Source organism: Streptomyces sp. NPDC046900 (assembly GCF_040644975.1).
Classification (GTDB): Bacteria; Actinomycetota; Actinomycetes; order Streptomycetales; family Streptomycetaceae; genus Streptomyces.
Genome location: NZ_JBEYXD010000012.1, coordinates 111,839 through 133,658, shown reverse-complemented (window position 1 = coordinate 133,658; position 21,820 = coordinate 111,839). Strand labels below are relative to the sequence as shown.

Below are 21,820 nucleotides of genomic sequence, written 5' to 3'. Positions count from 1 at the left end.
GAGTGGGCCGATACGAGTGGCCCGGAGGACAGCCTTCGCTAGGATCGGGCCATGACTCATGGGTCACCGTTCCGGCCGCACCGCGTCGTCGTCCTCGCCCTCGACGGGCTGCTCCCGTTCGAGTTGGGCATCCCGCACCGGATCTTCGGGCGCCCGAAGGACGCGGCGGGACGGCATCTGTACACGGTGGTCACCTGCTCGGTCCGTCCACCGGGGCCGGTGCAGACCGATGCCGACTTCGCCATCCACGTCGAGAACGGCCCGGAGGCACTGGCGACCGCCGACACCGTCGTCATCCCCGCCTCGTACGAACTCGGCCCGGTCTTCGAGGAGGGCGTGCTCACTGACGACCTGGCCGCAGCCCTCGCGCGCATCCGGCCCGGCACCCGGCTCGCCTCCATCTGCACCGGTGTCTACGTCCTCGCGGCCGCCCGCCGTCTCGACGGGCGGCCCGCCACCACGCACTGGTCCGACGCCGAGCACCTCCAGCGGCTCTTCCCGCGGATCAGGGTCGACGCGGACGTGCTGTTCATCGACGACGGCGACGTCCTGACCTCGGCCGGTGTGGCGGCCGGGATCGATCTGTGCCTGCACATGGTGCGCCGTGACCACGGCACCGCGGTCGCCAACGAAGTGGCCCGCCACACCGTCGTACCGCCTCATCGCGCCGGCGGTCAGGCGCAGTACATCCACCGGCCGGTACCGGATCCGCAACTGGCGACCACGACCAGCGCTCGCGCCTGGGCGCTCGAACGCCTCCACGAGCCCCTTCAGCTCCGGGACATGGCGGAGCAGGAGTCCATGTCGGTGCGCACCTTCACCCGCCGCTTCCGCGAGGAGGTGGGCGTCAGCCCCGGCCAGTGGCTGACCCAGCAGCGCGTGGAGCGGGCCCGTCATCTGCTGGAGTCCACCGATCTGTCGGTCGACCAGGTGGCGCGGGACGCGGGATTCGGCACGGCCCAGTCGTTGCGGCAGCATCTGCAGGTGGCGCTCGGGGTCACCCCCACCGCCTATCGGCGGACGTTCCGCACGGATTCCCCGGACCCGGCGGCCGACCGGACCAGCGGTGCAGGCGACCGCCAGTCCCTCGCCGTAAGCAGGGGATGAGGACGGGCAGCGCACGCCTTCGCCCAGGGCACCCGCCACCGTGAGCACCCGGGTCAGAACGTCAGTACGGCCCTCGCCACCCTCCCCGCGTGCGCGTCGGCGGCCGCCTTCTCGTAGTCCTCGACCGGGTACGTGGCCGTCACCAACTCGTCCAGGTGCAGGCGGCCTTCACGGTAGAGGCGGGCGTAGAGCGCGATGTCGCGCTGGGGGCGGGAGGAGCCGTAGCGGCAGCCCAGGATGGACTTGTCCAGGTACATCGAGGAGACCAGGAACGTCGCCTCGGCCGTCGCCGGCGGCACCCCGAGCAGGACCGCCTGGCCGTGCCGGTCCAGGGAGTCGATCGCCGCGCGGATCAGCTCGACGCGGCCCACGCATTCGAAGGCGTGGTCGGCGCCGGTGGGCAGCGGGTCCCTGATGCCGTCCACCGAGGTGAGGAAGTCCGTCGCGCCGAACCGGCGGGCCATCGCCTCCTTCTCCGGGTTGGCGTCCACCGCCACGATCCGTGAAGCGCCCGCGATCCGCGCGCCCTGAAGGACGTTGAGACCGACGCCGCCTGTGCCGATGACGAGGACGGTGTCACCCTGGTCCACCCGGGCGCGGTTCAGCACGGCACCCACACCGGTCAGGACGCCGCATCCGATCAGCGCCGCCGACGGCAGCGGGATGTCCTTCGGGATACGGACCGCCTGGACCGCCTTCACCACGGTCCGCTCCGCGAAGGCCGAGTTGGAGGCGAACTGGTGGACCGGCCGGCCGCGATGCGTGAACGGCCGCCCCGGGCGCCCGATCGCCTGCCGGCACATCGTGGGCCGGCCCCGGTCGCACTCGGCGCACGCCCCGCAGTTCGCCAGGGTGGACAGGGCCACGTGATCCCCTGGCCGGACATGGGTGACGCCTTCGCCCACCGTCTCCACCACACCTGCGCCCTCATGGCCGAGCACCACCGGAACGGGGAAAGGTATGGTCCCGTCCACCACGGAGAGGTCGCTGTGGCACAGCCCCGCCGCGCCGACCGCCACCTGCACCTCGCCCGGCCCCGGGTCCCGTACCTCCAGATCGTCCACGACCTGCGGCTGTGTTCCGTCGTAGAGCACGCCTCGTATCGCACCTGGCATCGCAACTCCTCAGCCCTTGGGTCCCCTGGGTTCCTTCGGCAGGCCGAGCACGCGCTCGGCGATGATCGTGCGCTGGACCTCGTCCGAGCCGCCGTAGATGGTGTCGGCCCGGCTGAACAGGAACAGGTGCTGGAACCGGTCCAGTTCGTACGGCGACCGCGGCGACCAGTCGTCCGGACCCACCGCCCCCGCCGCACCCCGTACCTGCACCGCCAGCTCGCCCAGCCGGCGGTGCCAGCCGGCCCACAGCAGTTTGGCCACGCTCGGGGCGCCCGCTCCCGCCGTGCCGCCCAGCGTGCGCAAGGCGTTCCAGCGCATCGCGCGCAGCTCGGCCCACAGCGTGACGAGACGGTCCCGTACGACGGGATCGTCCGCGGCCCCCGTGGCCAGAGCCGTGCGCACGACGTCGCCCAGCTCCTTCGCGAAACCGATCTGCTGGGCCAGCGTGGAGACGCCTCGTTCGAAGCCGAGCAGGCTCATCGCGACGCGCCAGCCGTTCCCCTCGCCGCCGACGACGTGTTCGGCCCGGGCCGTCGCACCGTCGAAGAACACCTCGTTGAACTCGCTGGTCCCGGTGAGCTGGCGGATGGGCCTGACCTCGATCCGGCCGGGCTGGTCCATCGGCACGAGGAGGAAGCTGAGGCCGTGGTGGCGGCGCGCAGCCGGGTCGGTGCGGGCGAGGACGAAGCACCAGTCCGCCTCGTGGGCCAGGGAGGTCCAGATCTTCTGGCCGGTGACGCGATAGGTGTCCGGGGTGTCGCGTACGGCGGTGGTGCGGAGCCCTGCGAGATCGGAGCCGGCGCCGGGTTCGCTGTAGCCCTGGCACCACAGTTCCTCGCCGCGCGCTATCGGAGGCAGGAAGCGGGACTTCTGGCCGGGTGCGCCATGTGCGAGGAGGGTGGGGGCGAGGAGGTTCTCGCCGATGTGCCCGGAGCGGGGCGGCGCCCCCGAGCGGGCGTACTCCTCCGCCCATGCGACCTGCTGGGTGAGGGTGGCACGGCGGTTGCCGTGACCGTCCTCGGGCCAGCCGAGGCCGATCCAGCCGGCGCGCCCGAGCGTACGTTCCCAGTCCCGCCGGGTGGTCCGGACCGGAAGGTTGGCTTGCAGCCAGGCTCTTGCCTCGCTTCGGAAGGCCTGGTCCTCGGGATCGGGGCCGAACTCCACAGTTGCCGCCTCACATCGGTGTCCTGGCGTTTCACGATCGGCTGTGCGGTCCGGAGTACAGCCCTACGCATTGGGCCGGGTCCCCTCCCGCGCCGCCCTCTCCATCGCCTCCAGTTGCTGGATCATCAGCATCGGGTCCGTCCCCACCGAGCCCGGCAGGAATTCCGCGATCCGCTCCGGGGTCCAGGAGCCCTCCGCGTACGCCGCCCGTACTTCCCTCGGCTGCGCCCAGACCGCCAGCTTCGGGCCCGCGATCGTGTACACCTGGCCCGTGATGCCTTCCTGCCGGGCGCGATCGGACAGGAGGTACACCACCAGCGCGGCCACGTCCTCCGGTTCGCCGATCTCCTTCAGCTCCATGGGCACGTTCGCCGACATCCGCGTCCGGGCCACCGGCGCCACGGCGTTCGCCGTCACCCCGTACTTGTGCAGCCCGAGGGCGGCGCTGCGGACGAGGGAGATGACGCCGCCCTTCGCCGCGCTGTAGTTGGCCTGCGCCACCGAGCCCTGGTGGTTGCCGCTCGTGAAGCCGATCAGCGTCCCGGAACGCTGGGCGCGCATCACCGCCGCCGCGGCGCGGAACACCGTGAACGTGCCCTTGAGGTGGGTGGCGACCACCGGGTCCCACTCCTCCTCGGTCATGTTGAAGAGCATCCGTTCGCGCAGGATGCCCGCCACGCACACCACGCCGTCCAGACGGCCGTACGAGGCGAGCGCCTCGTCCACGACCCGCTGTCCGCCCGCCATCGTCGAGATGTCGTCCGCCACCGGGACGGCCTCTCCGCCCGCCGCCTCGATCTCCTTGACCACGGCCTCGGCGACCTCGCTCGTCGGGGAGGCGCCCTCCACCGACACCCCGTGGTCGTTCACGACGACCTGCGCGCCCTCCGCCGCGGTGGCCCGTGCCACCGCCCGCCCGATCCCGCGGCCCGCGCCCGTGACGGCGACGACCTTGCCTGCCAAGAAGTTCCCCACGCCCGGCCCCTTCCCGCGGTTTCTGACGGTCCGTTAGATTTTAGGGCCCGGCAAACGGCCGGAGACAAGCCCCGGGGAGGATTCATGTCGCTGCCCGCACTGCATCCGGCGTTCCATGAGATCGCCAAGCGCGTGAACAACTGGGGTCGTTGGGGCCGTGACGACGAGATCGGGACCCTGAACCTCATCACCGACGAGGTGGTCAGGCGGGCCGCGGCCTGTGTGCGCAGCGGCCGGCGCGTTCCCCTCGCCCTGCCGCTGCGGCAGGACGGTGTCCAGACCGGGGTCATCCCCGGCCGCGTCAACCCCCTGCACGTAATGGTCCAGATCAACCAGGAGATCTTCGGCCCCGGCACCATCGCATGCAGCGACGACGCCGTGACCATGGGCCTGCAGGCGGCCACCCACTGGGACGCGCTCACCCATGTCTCGCACTCGGGGAAGCTCTACAACGGCCGCCCGGCCGACACCATCACGCCTCACGGCGGCGCCGCGTTCGGCGGCATCGACAAACCGCGGCACCTCGTCTCCCGTGGGGTGCTGCTCGACGTCGCCCGCGCGCTCGGCCGGGACCGGCTCGACGGCTCGTACGCCGTGACCCCGGAAGACCTCGAGGCGGCCGAGGAGTTCGCCGGTACGCGGGTCCGGGCCGGCGACGTCGTCCTGGTGCGGACCGGACAGATCCGGACCTATCTCGCGGGCGACAGACAGGCGTACGGGTATCCGTCACCGGGGCTGTCCGTGCGCACTCCGGAGTGGTTCCACGCGCGCGATGTGGCCGCCGTCGCCAACGACACCCTCACGTTCGAGATCTTCCCGCCCGAGATCGAGGACCTGTGGCTTGCCGTGCACGCCCTCGACCTGGTGGAGATGGGCATGTTGCAGGGCCAGAACTGGAATCTCGAAGAGTTGTCCACAGCCTGTGGAGAAGAAGGGCGCTACACCTTCCTGCTGTCGGCGATGCCCGAACCCTTCGTCGGCGGGACGGGGACACCCGTGGCGCCGGTCGCCGTCCTCTAGGAGAGTCCGCGCGGGGAGGGTCGGGTGGCGGCGCGCCGGCCCCACTCCCGGCTCCGCTCGCGCGGGAGGCACCCCCTCCTCACCCCGGGCACGGCACCGCGCACCGCCATCCGGCTCGGCGTACCCGCCCCTCCCCGGGACGGTCCCGCGGACCGCCTGCGAGGAGCCGGCGCCGAATCACGATCCGCGCTCGTCGGGGGCTCCCGTCACCAGAACCCTCGGCGTCCCCTCACGGCGAATCGCTGCCCGCAAGAGTGATCAGCTGAGCACCGTGCGTCAACAGCGGTCAGGGGATTCCTCACTTACACCCTCTTTGTGACGGCGCGCACAGAGGCACGGCCGGGCGCATTCCAACGCGCCTGACCCCACAGGGCCGGAGCCCGTGCGGCCTCGCGCTCAGGCGCATGCACTCGCGCCCCGGACGCCGGGGCGCACGGCTACACCACGCCGAAGGCGAACTCCGGGGACAGCCCGCCCATCCGGTACTCGGCGAGCCGGTCCGCGGCCCCCGCAGCGCAGCGATCCACCTCGCACCAGATGCGTTTGCCCACGCCCTCCGGGTCCCACCCCCAGCGGTCCGCGAGCCCGTCGACGAGTTCCAGGCCGCGGCCGCCCGTCTCGTCACCCTCGGCGTGCCGGGGCGCCGGCGGGCGGGTGCTGGCATCGGCCACCTCAAGGCGAACCGTGCCGCCCGGAGTGCCCGAGGCACCCTCCCGCACTCCGGTCAGCAGCAGCCGCAACACGGCCGGACAGCCGGTGTGCACCACCGCGTTGGTGACCAGCTCGGAAACGAGCAGCACCAGCGTCTCGGCCAACGGCTCGTCCGCCGCTATCCCCGACCCGGCGAGCCGGGAACGCGCCCATCGGCGGGCCCGCCCCACCTCCGCGGGGTCGGGCCGGATCTCCAGCTGCACTTGAAGCACCTGCACCGCTCACACCATCCGAACCGGCGGACACATCGCCTCGCGCCTCGCAAGCGCCACGATCGTGGTCATCCTCTGCATGGCAGGAACCAGGGTCACGGACCGTGATTCCCTTGCACGACAGCATGGTTGACGTACAGTCACCTCAACAAGCGCTTCGGGCATATTCCAGCGCGAAGGAGTACGCGTACGGCATACTGTGCGACGCCTGTCGAGACGAGTCGAACAGGCAGGTACGTAGGTCCTCCCTGCCCTGCGGGCGGTACGCAGCGCCGGATCCGGCGCCGCCACAGGGGCCGCACCGGGGTGGTTCGGGCTCGGAACCGCTCGCATCCCACACAAGGTACCGGAGCCCCCCGTCGACTCCAGTCCGTGACAAGTCACGCATAGGACACAACCCGATATCAACGCTCCGTGATGTCGGATCGCCACGTTCCGCGACATTCACGCCGCCCGCCCCGAAGAGTGCCTGTACAGAGCCCTTTAGACCGCTTTCGGCAACAGGTCCACGGCAAGCAGTTCGTCACTGTACGCAGTCGACCCCGTGCGCTGGGTCCGCACCCAGGCCCGCTTCAGATACAGGTGTACGTCCGCCTCCCATGTGAAGCCCATGCCGCCGTGCACCTGCAGACAGTCGCGGGCGCCGCGCACGGCGGCCTCGTCGGCGAGCAGACGCGCGGCCGCGATGTCCAGGGGATCGGCGGTGACGGCGGCCGCGTAGACCGCGGCGCGGGCCGTCTCCACGCGCACCAGACTCTGCGCGCACACGTGCTTGACCGCCTGGAAGGCCCCGACCGGCTGTCCGAACTGCTCCCGCGTCCGCGCGTGCTCGACGGCCAGTTCGCAGGTGCGGGCCGCGCCGCCGAGTTGTTCGGCCGCGGTGAGGAGGACGGCGACGGGGCCGGGGCCGTCGCCCGGGTCGCCCGGCAGCCGGTGCAGCGGCGTCAGCGGGTCCACCGATGCCATCGGTACGGCGCCGGTGACGTCCCCTTGTACGGCGTCCGCCTCGGCCAGCCACTCCACAAGCCCGCCGGAGGGGGCCGTGACCACCCTCTCGCCGGCCGCCGCGCCCGCCACCCGCCCGGCCGCGAGATGCGTGGCGACCAGCGGTCCGGGCAGCAGCGCCCGCCCCGCCTCCTCGAAGACGAGCACAGCCTCGGGCAGTCCGAGTCCGGCACCGCCCTCCGCCTCCGGCAGTCGCAGCGCGAAGAAGCCCGCCCGGCCCAGCTCCCGCCACAGCGCGCGGTCGAGCATCCCGGGGCGGTCGACGGCGGCCCGCAGCGCCTCCCGGCCGAAGCGGCGCGCGAGCAGTTCGCGGACGCCGGCCCTCAGCGCCCGCTGGTCGTCGGTCGGTTGGAAGTGCAAGTGAGTCACCGCTCCTTCGGCAGCCCGAGGATCCGCTCGCCTACGATGTTCCGCTGGATCTGGGAGGTCCCGGCCGCGATCGTGTACGACAGCGACGACAGCCGGTCGAGCACCCAGGGGCGGCCGAGGTCGAGGCAGCCGGTGCCCAGCACCTCGGCGGCGATGTCGTACAGCTCCTGACGGGCGTGCGAATAGCTCAGTTTGAAGACCGAGCCCCCGGCGCCCGGCACTCCCCCCGCGCTCTCCGCCTCGCTCACGTTCCACTGCGTGAGCCGCCACAGCGCGCGGAAGTGCGCGTTCAGCCGGCCGAGTCTGCGCCGCAGCGGAGCGTCGTCCCAGCGGCCGTTGCTGCGGGCCTCGCGGGCCAGTTCGCCGAGGACGCGGCGGCAGGCCACCACCTCGCCCGCGAACGCCGTGCCACGTTCGAAGGAGAGCGTCACCATGGTCACGCGCCATCCGTCGTTCTCCGCGCCCACCCGGTTGGCCACCGGCACCCGCACCTCGTCGAGGAACACCTCCGCGAACTCGTTCGACCCGACGAGCGTCCGCAGCGGCCGCACGGTGATGCCAGGCGCGTCCATGGGCATCGCGAGCCAGGTGATGCCCCGGTGCCTGGGTGCCGAGGGGTCCGTGCGCACCAGCAGTTCGCACCAGTCGGCGACTTCGGCATGGGAGGTCCAGACCTTGGACCCGCTCACCACGTAGGTGTCGCCGTCCCGCCGCGCGCGGGTGCGCAGCGAGGCGAGATCGGAGCCCGCGTCCGGTTCGCTGAAGCCCTGGCACCAGACCTCCTCGCCGCGCAGCACCGGCGGCAGCCAGCGCGCCCGCTGCTCGGGCGTGCCCTCAGCGGCGATCGTCGGACCCGCGTGCAGCAGTCCGACGAAGTTGGCCCCCACGTAGGGCGCGCCCGCTTTCTCGGTCTCCTCCAGGAAGATCAGATGCCGGGTGGGGGTGGCCCCTCTTCCGCCCGCGTCCTCGGGCCAGTGCAGGCCCGCGTACCCGGCGTCGTACAGCATCCGCTGCCAGCCGAGGTCGTAGGCGCGTCTGGCCGGCCAGTCCTCGGGGGACGGCTTCGGGGGCAGGGTCGGCAGCACCTTCGCCAGCCACTCCCGCAGCCGGACCCGGAACTCCTCCTCCTCGGGGGAGTCGGCGAGATCCACTAGCGGTCCCGGTCCATGTCGAGACCGAGCATCCGGATCGCGTTGCCGCGCATCAGCTTGTACACCGTCTCGTCGTCGAGCCCCTTCACATGGTCGAGGGCGACCTCCTTGGTGTGCGGGAAGGTCGAGTCGACGTGCGGGTAGTCGGTCTCGAAGGTGGCGTTGTCGCGGCCGATCACGTCCAGGGACGCGACGCCGTGCTTGTCGCGGAAGAAGCAGCAGAAGATCTGCCGGTAGTAGTACGTCGACGGCGGCTCGGGGATCAGGTCGCGGACGCCGCCCCAGGCGCGGTGCTCCTCCCAGACGTCGTCGGCGCGTTCGAGGGCGTACGGGATCCAGCCCATCTGCCCCTCGGAGTAGGCGAGCCTGAGCCGCGGGAACTTCACCAGGACACCGCTGAACAGGAAGTCCATCATCGAGGCCATCGCGTTGTTGAAGGAGAGCGAGGCCTGCACGGCGGGCGGGGCGTCCGGGGAGGCGGCCGGCATCTGGGACGACGAGCCGATGTGCATGTTCACCACGGTGCCGGTCTCCTCGCAGACCGCGAAGAACGGGTCCCAGTGGCCGGAGTGGATGGACGGCAGCCCGAGGTGGGTGGGGATCTCCGAGAAGGTCACCGCCTTCACGCCGCGGGCGGCGTTGCGCCTGATCTCGGCGGCGGCGAGGCCGACGTCCCACAGCGGGATCAGGCACAGCGGGATCAGCCGGCCGCCGCTGTCGCCGCACCACTCCTCGACCATCCAGTCGTTGTACGCGCGCACGCAGGCCAGCGCGACCTCCTTGTCGTGGGCCTCGGCGAAGGTCTGACCGCAGAAGCGCGGAAAGGTCGGGAAGCACAGGCTGGCCTCGACGTGGTTGAGGTCCATGTCCCTGAGCCGCTCGGCCGGGTCCCAGCAGCCGCGGCGCATCTGCTCGCGGGTGATGCCCTCCAGGGTCATCTCGTCGCGGTCGAAGCCGACGGCCGCGATGTTCCGCTTGTAGGGGAACTGCAGGTCCTCGTAGATCCACCAGTCGGTCGGCGGGCCGTCGGGGTCCATCGTGATCCGGTACTTGCCGCCGACGTAGGCGAGCTCGCCGATTCCAGCGGTGAGCGGCTTGGGGCCGCGGTCCCGGTACTTCTGCGGCAGCCAGGTCTCGAAGAGGTGGGCGGGTTCGATCACATGGTCGTCGACACTGATGATGCGGGGCAGTTCGGTCATGAGTCCCCTCCGCCGGGCAGCGGCTCCCTGACAGCCGCCAGGTCGATCTGATGGTCCGTCAGATATTCGGTCCCCAGCAGGCTAGTCCCGCACCCCTGGACCGACAAGGCGGTGAGGCCACGCTCTGCCCACTATCTGACTGACCGTCAGGAGACTGGGCCTCATGAACGAGACCGCGCACGCGCTGGGCACATCCCGCACGCTCTGGGAACTGGTCGCCCGGCGCGCCTCCCTCACCCCCGACCGGCACGTCCTGCTCCAGGACGACCGCTCCCTGAGCTTCGGGGAACTGCGCGACCGCGCCGAGCGGGTGGCCGCCGGGCTCCACGGCATGGGCGTGCGCCCCGGCACGGTGGTCGCCTGGCAGCTGCCCACCCGTATCGAGACGGCCCTGCTGTCCTTCGCGCTGGCCCGTCTCGGCGCCGTGCAGACACCGGTCATCCCGTTCTACCGGGACCGCGAGGTGGGTTTCGCGCTACGGGAGTCGAAGGCGGAGTTCTTCGCGGTGCCGGGCACCTGGCGGGGCTTCGACCACACGGCGATGGCGCGCCGGCTCGGCGCGAAGGGGGTCTTCGAGGCGTACCACGGCGACGGCCTGCCCGACGGCGACCCCCGTGTCCTGCCCGCGCCGCCCGCCGACGGCACCTCGGTCCGCTGGATCTACTGGACCTCGGGCACCACCTCCGACCCCAAGGGCGTGCTGCACACGGACCGTTCGCTGATCGCGGGCGGCTCCTGCCTCGCGCACGCGCTGCAGCTGTCCGAGGACGACGTGGGCTCGATGGCCTTCCCCTACGCCCATGTCGCCGGCCCCGACTACACGGTGATGCTCCTGCTGTACGGCTTCCCCGCGGTGATGTTCGAGCAGTTCGCGTTGCCGGAGGCACTGGAGGGTTACCGCGAGCACGGAGTGACGGTGGCCGGCGGCTCGACGGCCTTCTACTCGATGTTCCTGGCGGAGCAGCGCAGACAGCCGGGTGTGAAGGTGATCCCGACCCTGCGGCTGCTGGCGGGCGGTGGCGCGCCCAAGCCTCCCGAGCTCTACCACCGCGTGGTCCGCGAGATGGGCGTGCAGCTCACCCACGGCTACGGGATGACCGAGGTGCCGATGATCACGATGGGGGCCCCGGACGACTCGACGGGGAACCTGGCGACGACGGAGGGCCGGCCACCCGAGGGCATGGAGATACGGATCGTGAACGGCGAGGTGCGCCTCAAGGGGGAGGCCGTCTGCTACGGGTACCTGGACCCGGACCGGACGGCGGAGGCGTTCGACGAGGACGGGTTCCTCCGCACGGGCGACCTCGGCCGTCTGACCGACAGCGGCCATCTGGTGCTCACCGGACGTCTGAAGGACGTCATCATCCGCAAGGGAGAGAACATCTCCGCCCGGGAGATCGAGGACCTGCTGCACCGGCACCCCGCGGTCCAGGACGTGGCCGTGATCGGGCTGCCCGACGAGGAGCGCGGCGAACGGGTCTGCGCGGTGGTCGAACGAACTCCGGCGGCCGGCGAGCTGACCCTGTCCGCGGTCACCGGGTATCTGCGCGCGGAAGGACTGTCCGTGCACAAACTGCCGGAGCAGCTGGAAGTGGTGGACGCCCTTCCGCGCAACGACACCCTGCGGAAGGTACTCAAGTACAAGCTGCGCGAACGCTACTCGGGAACGGTGAAGTAGCGCGCGAACGCGGACACGATCTCCGCCTCGCCGACCTTGCCGTCGCCGTCCGCGTCGAGCGTCACGGCGGCCGCCTGGGCGATGTCCTCGTGCACGCCGAGGGCCTTCAGGACGCGGACGGTCTCCTGGACCGTCGCCACGCCGTCGCGGTCGGCGTCCGCCACGGCGAGCGCCGCGTGCAGGAAGGGCCGGGCGATCTCGGCGAAGCGGTCGGGGTTGTCGCGCAGCCGCTTGACCGCGCTCCCCACGAACTCCTCGCGCGTGATGCGCTGGTCGCCGTCCCGGTCCGCTATCCCGGCCATGCCCTGCCAGAAGGCCTCGCCGCCGGCGTACATGGCCTGCCCCTGCTCCGAACGGGCGGTAGTGCCGAACTCGGTGAGGACCGCCTTGGCCGCCGCGCTGAAGTCCTCGCGGTCGATGTAGCCGTTGCCGTCCTGGTCGAAGGTGGCGAACCTGGCGGCGATCCTGCGCTCGTATTCGGTACTGACCATGTGTTTCGGGCCGCCTTACGTGACGTCGGGGGTGTCTCGCAGGGAGCGTACGACGAGCCGGGGCTCATGAGTGACGGAAAACGACGCTTGTACCAAGATCGCAGGAATTCTGCGACGACAGCGTGTCTGTCCTGCGACTTTCCCTGGTACGGGCGTGCCCCGGGTGTGGGACGGGCCACATGCCGGGCGGCGGGATCCGGTCGGCGTGAGGCCGTACGGACCGCGCCGGCCGTGCGGGGCTACGCGCTCAGGGGTCTGGAGTCCTCGTCGATGGCCGCGGTGGCGTCAGGGTATACGTCGAAGAGGCGTCGCACGCCGAGGGCGGCGAGGACCCGGTTGACGTGGGCCGCTTCGACCCCCTCGGGCCCGGGCAGGATGAGTCTGAGCCGGCCCTGGCAGGAGCGGATCAGCCGGCGGGTGGCGATCAGTACGCCGACCCCGCTGGAGTCGCAGAAGACGACCTCGGAGAGGTCAAGGACGACGTGATGACGGCCGTCCGCCACCGCGTCGTGCACCCGCTGTCGCAGTACTGGCGATGTCACCAGATCCAGCTCGCCCGCCACTTGGAGCACGGCCCACTCGCCGTGCTCCGCGAAGGTCACTTTGAGTGTCACCGCCACGCCTCCTGCTTGCCTGCACCTGATCGAAACGGAAGCGGTCCCTACGCTTCCTTCAGGCGCGGCTGCCCCAACACACCTCCATGAAACACCGCACTTTCGATCGAAAGTACGTATGAATTGAGCCAATTCAATCCGCAACGATCGTGTTCGTTCATGTCTGATCGCCGGATATGCGTCGAGGGCACCCTCGCCCGATCCACCGGTTCCGTCCGGGCGTCTTTACCACCAACGGCTCGCCGAGGGGCGCACATTGCGCCAAAGGGGCGTGCGTTGTCCTACGTGCCGACTACATTCGAGGAGTCAGGGGACGGAGGCTGGACCGGGACAGGGCCCGGCAGGGCCGGGGACGAGGGGCCGCATGGCGAAGAAGGACGCACCGCCCCGCTGGGACCGCCGGATGCAGCAGCGGCTCGCCCGGGGTGAGGCCGCCGCGCTCGGTGAGTGCTACGACCGGTTCGCCTCGCTCGTGCACGGCCTCGCCCATCGCGTGCTCGGGGACGAGGAGGCGGCGGACGGCATCACGCGTGAGGTGTTCGTGCAGGTCTGGGAGAACCCCGAGGCGTACGACCCGAAGCAGGGTCCCCTGCGGACCTGGGTCGCCACGCTGACCCACCGGCTCGCCGTGCAGCGGCTGCGCGCCGACGAGACCGCAGCGCTCACCCGGAGCGGCGGGGGCACCCGGGAGCACCTGGAGCGAAAGGTGCGCCGCGCCTCGGTCGCGGCCCGCGCCGACTACATCGCCACCTCGATGCCCGTACCGCTGCGGGCCGCGCTCGAGCGGGCCTACTTCCAGCGCCGGGACTACCGCCAGACCGCCGTCGACCTCGGCATCACCCAGGACGAGGCCCGCCGCAGGCTCCGCCTCGGCCTCCAGCTGCTGGCCACGGCCCATGAGACCGGCCCCTCGGGCGTCCCTCCCGAACCGGGAGCGGTGTGGTGACCGGCCCCGACAACCGCGAGCACGGCGACGACCGGCACAACGGCACGAACGGACCCGACGGCACGAACGGCGCCGGGCCGGGCGGTCCGGACGCCCCCGAGGACGGCGACGACCTGCGCGACGGCACGGACAGATCCACCGGCGGCTCCCAGGATCCCGGGGGCGAGGGCCGGCCGGTGCCGCCGGCGCGCGGTTCCGCCGAGGAGACCGGGCTGCCCCTGCCCGATCCCGAACCGTCCCCCGCGCCTTCGGACCCGCTCGCGCTCGAGCACCGGGTGCTGAAGTCGTTGCTCGGGGCGTGGGCGCTCGCCGCCTGTTCGCTCGAGGAGACGGCGGCCGTCGAGGCCCACCTCGGCGACTGCGGCGCGTGCGCGGACGAGGCGCTGCAGCTGCGCGAGGCCGTGGGCCTGCTGCAGCGTCCGGAGAGCCTCGACCTCGACCCCGCTCTGCGCACCCGCGTGCTGGAGGCCTGCCTCGACCGGCGCCCGCCGCGCATCCCGGTGCCGGACTGGGTGGCGCCGTACGATGCGGAGGCGGCGCGCCTCGACGCCCTGCTGCAGGACATAGGCGACGCCGAGTGGCACACGCCGGTGCGCCTGCGGTGGTTCGACGGGACGGGCCCCGCGAGCCGTCGCACCACCGTCGCCGGTGTGATCGCCCATCTGCTGACCGTGGACGGACTGGTGGCGGTGTCGCTGGGGCTCGAGGACCCGCTCGGGGACGTGACCGCCGAGGACGGCACACCGGAGGGCCGTACGGAGGCGTACTGGCGCACCTCGCACTTCCCGCCGACGCGGTCCGTGCGCAACCGGTGGCGGGACCAGAGCCACAACCTGGTGCGAACGCTGTCCTTCACCGACGGGGACTCCGGGAAGCCCCCGGTGTCGTACGGGAGTTTCACGCTGTCGCTGCGCGACGCGATGGTGGACCGGGCCTTCGAGTGCTGGGTGCACGCGGAGGACATCGCGGGCGCCATCGACTATCCGTACGGGCCGCCGGCCCCGCGCCTTCTGAACAGGATGATCGACCTGGGGGCGCGGATGCTGCCCGGCGTTCTGGCGGCGCGGCGGCAGGCCGGGCTCGCCGCGCCCGGCCGCACCCGCCACCTCGTCCCGGCGGGCGAACCGGGGCGCACCCTGCGCCTGGAGATCGAGGGCGCGGGCGGCGGCGAGTGGCTGATCGCCCTCGACTCGCCGGGAGCGGTCGCCACCGCCGAGCGCGAAGTGGCGCACGTCGCACTCGACGCGGTGGAGTTCTGCCGTCTGGCAGCGGGCCATGTGCCGCCCCAGGAGGCGGCGGCGGGGCAGGTCGGCGACCGCGAGGCGATCAGCGACGTGCTGTTCGCGGCCGCGTCACTGAGCCGGATGTAGCCCCGGGTCTCAGGCGAAGACGACCGTCCGGCGGCCGTTCAGCAGGATCCGGCGCTCGGCGTGCCACTTGACCGCGCGAGCCAGTGCCTGGCACTCGACGTCGCGCCCGATCGCGACCAGCTGGTCGGGGGTCACATCGTGGCCCACGCGCTCGACCTCCTGCTCGATGATCGGGCCCTCGTCGAGGTCGGCCGTCACATAGTGCGCGGTGGCACCGATCAGCTTCACACCGCGCGCGTGGGCCTGGTGGTACGGCTTGGCGCCCTTGAAGCTCGGCAGGAACGAGTGGTGGATGTTGATGATCTGGCCGCTGAGCCGTTTGCACAGGTCGTCCGAGAGCACCTGCATATAGCGGGCCAGCACCACCAGCTCGACGTCCCGCTCGTGGACCAGCTCCAGCAACTGTGCCTCGGCCTCCGGCTTGGTGTCCTTCGTCACCGGGATGTGCTGGAAGGGGACGTTGTACGAACCCACCAGCTCGGCGAACTCGGTGTGGTTGGACACCACGGCCGCGATCTCGACGGGCAGCGCCCCGATCCGGGCGCGGAAGAGCAGGTCGTTCAGGCAGTGCCCGAACTTGCTGACCATGAGGACGACCCGCATCTTCTCGTCGGCCCGGTGGATCTGCCACTCCATGTGAAAGGAGTCACCGATCGCCGCGAAGCTCGCGCGCAGCTTGTCCACGGTCACCGGCGACTCCGCCGAGAAGTGGACCCGCATGAAGAACAGTCCCGTGTCGCGGTCACCGAACTGCTGGCTGTCCTCGATGTTGCAGCCGGTCATGAACAGGTAGCTCGACACGGCGTGCACGATGCCCTGCTTGTCCGGGCAGGAGAGGGTGAGGACGTACTGGTCGGCGGGGGCCGCGGCTCGGCTGGACTGCTCACTCATGCAGGCCAGGGTCTCATGACTGCCGGCCTGCACGGGGCGACGTTCCGCCACCCGGACCGCGCGGCGACGGACTAGGCGGACCGGGTGAGGATCCGCAGCACCTCGAGCGTCCGTGGCGGCGCGTCGGGGTCCTCACCGTCGCTCGTCGCGAGCCGTACGTGGGCGTCGCGCGCCGCCCGCACCGCCTCCGGCCACCCGTGGTGGTCCATGTAGGCCTGGACCGGCGCGTCCGGGCCGACCTGGTGCATGATCCGCAGCACCCGCAGCACGGCCGTGTCCACGAGCGCCGCCTCCTGCGAGTCGCGGAAGATCGTGCCGACGTATTTGTCGGCGGACCAGCTGTCCAGCCACGTGTCCTCGACCAGGCGGTACACGGCGTCCGTGACGTCGCCGTACCCCTCGGTACCGGCGAGCCACACGTCCCGCTGGAACGCCTGGTCGGAAAGCATGTGCAGCGCCGAGCGCACATTGCTGCGCCAGCGCCACCACGGCATGTCATTCAGGGGCATGTCGCCCATGGTGGAGTAGCGACGGCCACGACGGGAAGAGTTCTCCGAACCTTGCACGGTCACCGATCGTACGTTCCCTGTGAAAACCGGATCATCGGCCCCCTCAATTCACCCCTACGACACCTGTCGTTGACCACCGGGCATACACCGGTTAGTGATGTGGCGGAATCGTGCACGCCATGACCGGCAGTCGACGCACCAGTTCCTCCCCCACCAACCCCAGCAGCCCGGGCGCCGTCCGAAAAGCGGGCAGCCGCCGCGTCCGGAACGCCCTGCTCTCAGCGGGCGCGATGGTGGCCTGTGCGTCGATGGCCGCCGCCTGCGGCATCGTCCCCGGTACCACGGGGGGTTCCGGGGACTCCATCACCGTCATGACCTGGGCGCCCCAGGACACCTCCGCGACCAACAAGCCGGGCATGCCGGCGATGGCGCGGGCCTACGCGCGCTGGATCAACTCGCACGGCGGGCTCAACGGGCACAAGCTCAACGTGCTCACCTGCAACGACCACAACGAATACGTCAGCGCCGCGAAGTGCGCGCGGATCGCCGTCAAGAGGAAGGTCGTCGCGGTCGTCGGCTCCTACAGCCAGTTCGCGTCCTCCTTCCTCTCACCGCTGGAGTCGGCGGGCATCCCCTACATAGGCGGGTACGGCCTGACCGACGACGAGTTCAAGAGCGTGCTCTCCTACCCCGTCAACGGTGGTCAGCCGGCACTGCTGGCGGGCCTGGGCGAGGAGTTGGGCAAGAACTGCGGGGGCGTCGCCCTGGTCCGCCCGGACACCGTCGCCGGCGACCAGCTCCCGGTGCTGCTCGACGCCGGGCTCACGGCGGGCAACCACTCGTCCGCCACCGACGTGCGCGCCGCCGAGGACGCCACCTCGTTCGACGCCCAGGCCCAGCAGGCGCTGCAGAAGGCGACCACGGACCCGCAGAAGAAGGGGTGCGTGGTGCCCTCGCTCGACGAGCGCACCGGCACCTTCATGGACTCCTTCCGCCGCCTGAGCACGGAGTACCCGGCGGTGCGCACCGGCTCGGTGCTCGGCAGTGTCGACCAGTCGATCATCAACCAGTCGGGCGGCGCCTCGAGCCCCTACGAAGGGGCGTATATCACCGGCTGGTATCCGGAGGCGACGGACCCGCACTGGGATCCGATGAAGAAGGTCATCCGCGAGGAGGCCTTCGGTGACAACCGGATCGACCCGGCGGACGCGGGCGTGCAGACCACCTGGATCGCGTACACGGTCCTGAAGAAGGTCGTCGAGTCGCTCGGCGGCGGCGAGGTGACCGCGAGCACCATCCGCTCGTCCCTCGACAACGGCCTCCAGGTCGACACGGGCGGCCTCACGCCGCCTCTGCGCTGGCGCTTCCAGGACCTGACCGCGGTCATCGACTACCCGCGTCTGATCAACTCCGACGTGACCCTCCAGGTGGTGCGCCAGGGGCAGCTGGTGGCGGCGACCAAGGGCTTCGTGAACGTGTCGAAGACGCTGGAGAGCACCGCGCTCCAGTAGGGCACACGGGCCCTGGGCCCGGACAGGACGGTCAAGGTGTCACCGGGTGCGCGCCGCCGCGGTGCCGAACGGCTCCGGAGCGGCGCACACCGCTGTGTTCACAGCTGGGTCGGCTGGCGCTGGGTCAGGCCGTACTTCTGGGCGATGGCGTTCCACAGCCGCGCGGCCTTCGTCTTCTCGCCGCTGGCCGTGCCGCTGTCCCGGTTGGCCGCCCCCGTCTGCCCGGTGGAGCGCGCCTGCCCCCTCTTGCAGCCCTTCTTGTTGGCCGCGACCTGGTCGGCCCAGGCGGCGTAGTGGGTGTCGGCGGACGCGGAGGCCTTCCAGGCGTTGGTGAGCGCCGTGGTCAGCTCGCCGTGGTTCGGGAGCTTGTCGACCGCGAGCCCGGAGAGCCGGGTGACCAGGCCGCTCCGCTGCTGGGCCGCGTTGCGCAGGTCGGTGGCCGCCTGGCCGAGGTTCTGGCAGACCTTGACCTCGGCCACCGCCTTGATCACGGAGCCGCGGCTGTTGCCGCTGTCGGCGAGGAGCTTGTCCAGCGCCACGGCCTGCTGCTTGGCGGCGTCGCCGGACCCCGGCTCCGAGGCGTTCGCGGCCGGGCCGGTCGCCGAGACGTTCTTGCTGTTGTCGCTCTTGGGGTCGTCACCACCGCCGCTGAGCAGGGCACCCGCTCCGATGCCAAGGACGACGATGCCCACGCCCACGGCCGCGATGACCGCATTGCGCGGGCGGCCACGACCACCGTCGTCGCGCCGTCCGGCCGCCCGGGTACCGGGGACGCCGGGCCCGTCCGCGGCGTCGAACCGGGGCAGATACTGGGTGGCGGGCGCGGCGCCGTCGTGGCGGAAGAGGTTGTCGAACTCCGCCGGCGTCTGCCGGTCGGTGTCGGGCGGCATCCCGTACGGCGCGGGACCCGGCTGCCCGGGCACGGGCGGGAGGTACTGCGTGGCCTGCGCGTCGGGACCGGCGGCGGGCGGCATCGGACCGGCGGCCGGGGAGCCCCCGGTCCGGCCGAGGAACCGCGTCGCGTCGTCCGCGGGCATCTCCGTCGGGAGCGCTCCCGGCCCGACCGGAGGTATGTACTGGGTCGCCGCCTCCTGGGCGGCGACGGGCGGGAGGTACTGCGTGGCCTGCGCGTCACCGGTGGCGGGCACCGGCGGGATGTACTGCGTGGCGCCCTCGTCGGCGGGCGGCAGCGGTGCGGCGTGTGCGCCCTGCTGGAGGTGATGTGCGCCCCCGGGCGCACCGTGTCCGTCCACACCGTACGACGACGGCTGCGCGCCCTCGGGCGGCAGCGGACCCGCACCCGCGCCCATCGGGGCGTGCGGCGGCATCGGCTGCCCCGGCGCAGCGTGCGACTCATGGGCGGCGGTGGCCCCGCCCCAGCCCGACTGCGGATCCGAGGACTCCCAGGAGGGCTGTGCGCCCGGGGAGTCCCACGCCGGTGCGGGCGCGGCCCCGGGCTGCTGGTGCTCACCCCAGTGCTGCCCGGCGTCGCCGCCCCAGCCCTGACCGGGCTGCGGTGTCTCGGACTGCTGGCCGGGACCCCACGGCTGCCCCCAGGCCTGACCTGTCATGGGCGCGCCCTGACCGCCGGCGCCGCCCACCGGGGCGGCACCATGGCCGCCCGCCGGCACCGCGGAACCGTTCGCCCCGCCCGCCTGGCTCGGCAGCAGGGGCTCGCCGCCGTCGGAAGGCAGCACGATGCCTTCGCGCGCGGTCCGCGCCGAGGGCTCCTCGCCCTGTCCACTCTGCGTCACCGGGACTCCTACGAATGGGGGACTTTCGGAATCGTCGGCTCACGCTACCGGGTCCCCACAAGCTGGTGCCACGCAGCACAGGGCCTGACCTCGTACCCATGTGACCGCCGTAACAAAACCGCGTCGCCAGGCGCTGTTTACGTCACCCCTCGGGCCTCACTTGTCGATCACCTGGCGTTTCCCGGGCCTTCACACCAGGGCGGCCACCCCGTAAGGAGGGTTCACGCCCCGATCACGGGGGCCGCCCGGGCGATCGGGAGCGACGGCCGGCGACCGCGCCGCGTCATCGCGGATCTCCCGGGCCGGGGCGAAGACCCTTGCCGGCGCCTCCCGCCCCGCACCCCCGACGGCACCCGACGCGATGCCCCTACGCCGCGGCCGCCAGATCCAGCCGTGCCCCGAACTCCCGCACCACGGCCTCCTCCTGGAACGGCTCCAGCCGCTGCTGGAGGTCCTCCAGATACTCGGACCCGCGATTCGAGCGCAGCGTGCCGAGCAGTTCCACGGCCTTCAGACCGGTGTGGCAGGCCTGTTCCACCTCGCGCTGCTGCACCTGCGCCGTGGCGAGCAGCACATAGCCGATCGCCCGGCGCCGGGCCCGCGACTCGGGGTGCCCCGCGAGGGACTCCTCCGCGCGCCGCGCAGCAGCCTCGGCCTGCCCGAGGTCGCGGTGGCAGTGCGCCAGCTCGTCCGCCAGATAGGCCTGGTCGAAGTGGGCGATCCACACCGGGTCGTCCCCGGACGCCCCGTCCGCCGCCTCGAGCGCCGCGACCGCGCGCCCGGAAGCGAACTGGGCGGCGCGCACGTCGCCCAGCAGCGCGTGCCCCCGCGCCTCGGCGGCGTGGAACATCGCCTCCGCCCGCGGCGTCACCCGCCCACGCGCTCCCTCCTGGGCCGCGCGCGCCAACTGCGCGATCTCCCGGGGGTTTCCGAGCTGCGCCGCGAGATGGCTCATGGAGGCGGCCAGCACATAGCCGCCGTACCCGCGGTCCCCCGCCGCCTGGGCGAGGCGCAACGCCTGGATGTAGTACCGCTGGGCGAGCCCCGGCTGCCCGGTGTCGATGGCCATGTATCCCGCGAGCTCCGTCAACCGGGCCACGGCGGCGAAGAGTTCGCGACCCACGGCGTCCCGGTACGAGCCGGCCAGCAGGCCCGACACGACGCTGTTGAGGTAGTGCACGACGACCGGCCGCACATGTCCGCTGCCGAACTGGTGGTCCAGCTCGACCAGTGCCTGGGTCATCGCGCGCACCGCGGCCACGTCCGAGGGACCCACCCGGGGCCCTGCCGAGCGCGACACCTGCGAATCCGGCGCGGAGATCAGCCAGTCCCGGCTCGGCTCGACGAGCGCGGACGCGGCGACCGAGGAACCGGACAGGAAGTCACGGCGGCCGACGTCGCTGCGCCACAGCTCGCAGACCTGCTCGATGGCGCCGAGCACCGTCGGCGAGAACTGCAGGCCCACGCCCGAGGCGAGGTTCTTGCCGTTGGCCATGCCGATCTCGTCGATCGTGACCGTACGCCCCAGCTTGCGGCCCAGCGCCTCGGCGATGATCGCCGGCGCCCGGCCCCTCGGCTGCTGACCGCGCAGCCAGCGGGCCACCGACGTCTTGTCGTAGCGCAGATCGAGACCGTGCTCCGCGCCGCACATGTTGACCCGGCGGGCGAGCCCCGCGTTCGAGCAGCCCGCTTCCTGAATGAGCGCTTGCAGCCGTTCGTTCGGCTGCCGCGCGACGAGAGGCCTTGCGGCCATGCGCACCCCCATATCCATGGCTCGGTTCGCCCGGTGACTGCGGTGACTGCTCACGCACCGAGTTGACGTGTCTTCAGCGGCCGGACTCCCGGGAACACCCTTGGTGTGCACCGAAAAGATCCGGTCTTGAAGATCGATGCCCAGCGGACATACCTCTGATGCGAGACATGCGCGGATTGCCGGGGTAAAGCCTGATGCCGTGCCCCTCACCTGACTACCCGGCCCCCGTCGCCGTTCCTCTTGCGCGCCCCCGACCGTGCACCCGTGCGCCCCGC

The 21,820-nt window shown here is 71.7% G+C and carries 19 protein-coding genes; 6 read left to right on the top strand and 13 right to left on the bottom strand.

The window, feature by feature from the left end:
* The first annotated feature begins 51 nt into the window (after positions 1–51).
* Positions 52–1,107 carry a helix-turn-helix domain-containing protein gene (locus ABZ904_RS15115; RefSeq protein ID WP_360993375.1) on the top strand — a complete coding sequence of 352 codons (1,056 nt, stop codon included), beginning with the start codon at positions 52–54 and terminating at the stop codon, positions 1,105–1,107.
* 53 nt (positions 1,108–1,160) lie between these two features.
* Here the strand turns inward: ABZ904_RS15115 and ABZ904_RS15110 are convergent, their stop codons facing one another.
* From ABZ904_RS15110 to ABZ904_RS15100, 3 genes are all read right to left on the bottom strand, one after another.
* Positions 1,161–2,210 carry a Zn-dependent alcohol dehydrogenase gene (locus ABZ904_RS15110; RefSeq protein ID WP_359394173.1) on the bottom strand — a complete coding sequence of 350 codons (1,050 nt, stop codon included), beginning with the start codon at positions 2,208–2,210 and terminating at the stop codon, positions 1,161–1,163.
* 21 nt (positions 2,211–2,231) lie between these two features.
* Positions 2,232–3,386 (bottom strand): acyl-CoA dehydrogenase family protein, encoded by a 1,155-nt coding sequence (locus ABZ904_RS15105; RefSeq protein WP_360993372.1) that lies wholly within the window; start codon positions 3,384–3,386, stop codon positions 2,232–2,234.
* A gap of 63 nt (positions 3,387–3,449) precedes the next feature.
* Complete coding sequence (locus ABZ904_RS15100; RefSeq protein ID WP_361823453.1) at positions 3,450–4,361, bottom strand: SDR family oxidoreductase; 912 nt, start codon at positions 4,359–4,361, stop codon at positions 3,450–3,452.
* Positions 4,362–4,445: 84 nt separating this feature from the next.
* Here ABZ904_RS15100 and ABZ904_RS15095 point away from each other — a divergent pair, with 84 nt between their 5' ends.
* Positions 4,446–5,381 (top strand): cyclase family protein, encoded by a 936-nt coding sequence (locus ABZ904_RS15095; RefSeq protein ID WP_360993366.1) that lies wholly within the window; start codon positions 4,446–4,448, stop codon positions 5,379–5,381.
* A gap of 437 nt (positions 5,382–5,818) precedes the next feature.
* Here the strand turns inward: ABZ904_RS15095 and ABZ904_RS15090 are convergent, their stop codons facing one another.
* From ABZ904_RS15090 to ABZ904_RS15075, 4 genes are all read right to left on the bottom strand, one after another.
* Positions 5,819–6,310 carry an ATP-binding protein gene (locus ABZ904_RS15090; RefSeq protein ID WP_359394032.1) on the bottom strand — a complete coding sequence of 164 codons (492 nt, stop codon included), beginning with the start codon at positions 6,308–6,310 and terminating at the stop codon, positions 5,819–5,821.
* A gap of 477 nt (positions 6,311–6,787) precedes the next feature.
* Positions 6,788–7,669, bottom strand: coding sequence for an acyl-CoA dehydrogenase family protein (locus ABZ904_RS15085; protein WP_360993362.1), 882 nt, complete (start codon positions 7,667–7,669; stop codon positions 6,788–6,790).
* 5 nt (positions 7,670–7,674) lie between these two features.
* Positions 7,675–8,829: an acyl-CoA dehydrogenase gene (locus ABZ904_RS15080; RefSeq protein WP_359394028.1), complete on the bottom strand. Its 1,155-nt coding sequence runs from the start codon at positions 8,827–8,829 to the stop codon at positions 7,675–7,677.
* Positions 8,829–10,028, bottom strand: coding sequence for an amidohydrolase family protein (locus ABZ904_RS15075; RefSeq protein WP_359394026.1), 1,200 nt, complete (start codon positions 10,026–10,028; stop codon positions 8,829–8,831). The genes ABZ904_RS15080 and ABZ904_RS15075 overlap by 1 nt, the downstream gene beginning before the upstream one ends.
* 163 nt (positions 10,029–10,191) lie before the next feature.
* On the opposite strand from ABZ904_RS15075, the gene ABZ904_RS15070 reads away from it, so the two are divergent.
* Positions 10,192–11,706 carry an AMP-binding protein gene (locus ABZ904_RS15070; RefSeq protein ID WP_361823446.1) on the top strand — a complete coding sequence of 505 codons (1,515 nt, stop codon included), beginning with the start codon at positions 10,192–10,194 and terminating at the stop codon, positions 11,704–11,706.
* Here the strand turns inward: ABZ904_RS15070 and ABZ904_RS15065 are convergent.
* Both ABZ904_RS15065 and ABZ904_RS15060 read right to left on the bottom strand, forming a co-directional pair.
* Complete coding sequence (locus ABZ904_RS15065; protein ID WP_361823443.1) at positions 11,685–12,197, bottom strand: EF-hand domain-containing protein; 513 nt, start codon at positions 12,195–12,197, stop codon at positions 11,685–11,687. The two genes, ABZ904_RS15070 and ABZ904_RS15065, sit on opposite strands and share 22 nt — an antisense overlap.
* 239 nt (positions 12,198–12,436) lie before the next feature.
* Complete coding sequence (locus ABZ904_RS15060; RefSeq protein WP_359394019.1) at positions 12,437–12,817, bottom strand: STAS domain-containing protein; 381 nt, start codon at positions 12,815–12,817, stop codon at positions 12,437–12,439.
* A 358-nt stretch (positions 12,818–13,175) separates the two neighbouring features.
* Between ABZ904_RS15060 and ABZ904_RS15055 the strand changes: the two genes are divergently transcribed.
* Positions 13,176–13,757, top strand: coding sequence for a sigma-70 family RNA polymerase sigma factor (locus ABZ904_RS15055; RefSeq protein WP_359394017.1), 582 nt, complete (start codon positions 13,176–13,178; stop codon positions 13,755–13,757).
* 176 nt (positions 13,758–13,933) lie between these two features.
* Complete coding sequence (locus ABZ904_RS15050; RefSeq protein ID WP_359394171.1) at positions 13,934–15,127, top strand: maleylpyruvate isomerase N-terminal domain-containing protein; 1,194 nt, start codon at positions 13,934–13,936, stop codon at positions 15,125–15,127.
* 9 nt (positions 15,128–15,136) lie between these two features.
* Here ABZ904_RS15050 and purU read toward each other — a convergent pair whose 3' ends face one another.
* Both purU and ABZ904_RS15040 read right to left on the bottom strand, forming a co-directional pair.
* The gene (gene purU, locus ABZ904_RS15045) at positions 15,137–16,018 is read right to left on the bottom strand and encodes a formyltetrahydrofolate deformylase (RefSeq protein ID WP_359394016.1); all 882 of its coding nucleotides are present in this window, start codon (positions 16,016–16,018) and stop codon (positions 15,137–15,139) included.
* 71 nt (positions 16,019–16,089) lie between these two features.
* Positions 16,090–16,590 (bottom strand): hypothetical protein, encoded by a 501-nt coding sequence (locus tag ABZ904_RS15040; protein WP_359394015.1) that lies wholly within the window; start codon positions 16,588–16,590, stop codon positions 16,090–16,092.
* Positions 16,591–16,706: 116 nt separating this feature from the next.
* Here ABZ904_RS15040 and ABZ904_RS15035 point away from each other — a divergent pair, with 116 nt between their 5' ends.
* Positions 16,707–18,038 carry an ABC transporter substrate-binding protein gene (locus tag ABZ904_RS15035; RefSeq protein WP_361823438.1) on the top strand — a complete coding sequence of 444 codons (1,332 nt, stop codon included), beginning with the start codon at positions 16,707–16,709 and terminating at the stop codon, positions 18,036–18,038.
* 98 nt (positions 18,039–18,136) lie between these two features.
* On the opposite strand, the gene ABZ904_RS15030 is transcribed toward ABZ904_RS15035, so the two are convergent.
* Entirely contained in the window at positions 18,137–19,792 is a 1,656-nt protein-coding gene (locus tag ABZ904_RS15030; protein ID WP_361823435.1) for a hypothetical protein, read from the bottom strand.
* A gap of 367 nt (positions 19,793–20,159) precedes the next feature.
* Positions 20,160–21,545 (bottom strand): transcriptional regulator, encoded by a 1,386-nt coding sequence (locus tag ABZ904_RS15025; protein WP_359394010.1) that lies wholly within the window; start codon positions 21,543–21,545, stop codon positions 20,160–20,162.
* Positions 21,546–21,820: the final 275 nt, after the last annotated feature.

Bases quoted from the DNA above. Each gene is read 5' to 3' on its own strand.
- ABZ904_RS15035 (WP_361823438.1), top strand. From the start codon at position 16,707: ATGACCGGCAGTCGACGCACCAGTTCCTCCCCCACCAACCCCAGCAGC.
- ABZ904_RS15065 (WP_361823443.1), bottom strand. From the start codon at position 12,197: ATGGTCAGTACCGAATACGAGCGCAGGATCGCCGCCAGGTTCGCCACC.
- ABZ904_RS15115 (WP_360993375.1), top strand. From the start codon at position 52: ATGACTCATGGGTCACCGTTCCGGCCGCACCGCGTCGTCGTCCTCGCC.
- purU (WP_359394016.1), bottom strand. From the start codon at position 16,018: ATGAGTGAGCAGTCCAGCCGAGCCGCGGCCCCCGCCGACCAGTACGTC.
- ABZ904_RS15075 (WP_359394026.1), bottom strand. From the start codon at position 10,028: ATGACCGAACTGCCCCGCATCATCAGTGTCGACGACCATGTGATCGAA.
- ABZ904_RS15070 (WP_361823446.1), top strand. From the start codon at position 10,192: ATGAACGAGACCGCGCACGCGCTGGGCACATCCCGCACGCTCTGGGAA.
- ABZ904_RS15095 (WP_360993366.1), top strand. From the start codon at position 4,446: ATGTCGCTGCCCGCACTGCATCCGGCGTTCCATGAGATCGCCAAGCGC.
- ABZ904_RS15025 (WP_359394010.1), bottom strand. From the start codon at position 21,545: ATGGCCGCAAGGCCTCTCGTCGCGCGGCAGCCGAACGAACGGCTGCAA.
- ABZ904_RS15055 (WP_359394017.1), top strand. From the start codon at position 13,176: ATGGCGAAGAAGGACGCACCGCCCCGCTGGGACCGCCGGATGCAGCAG.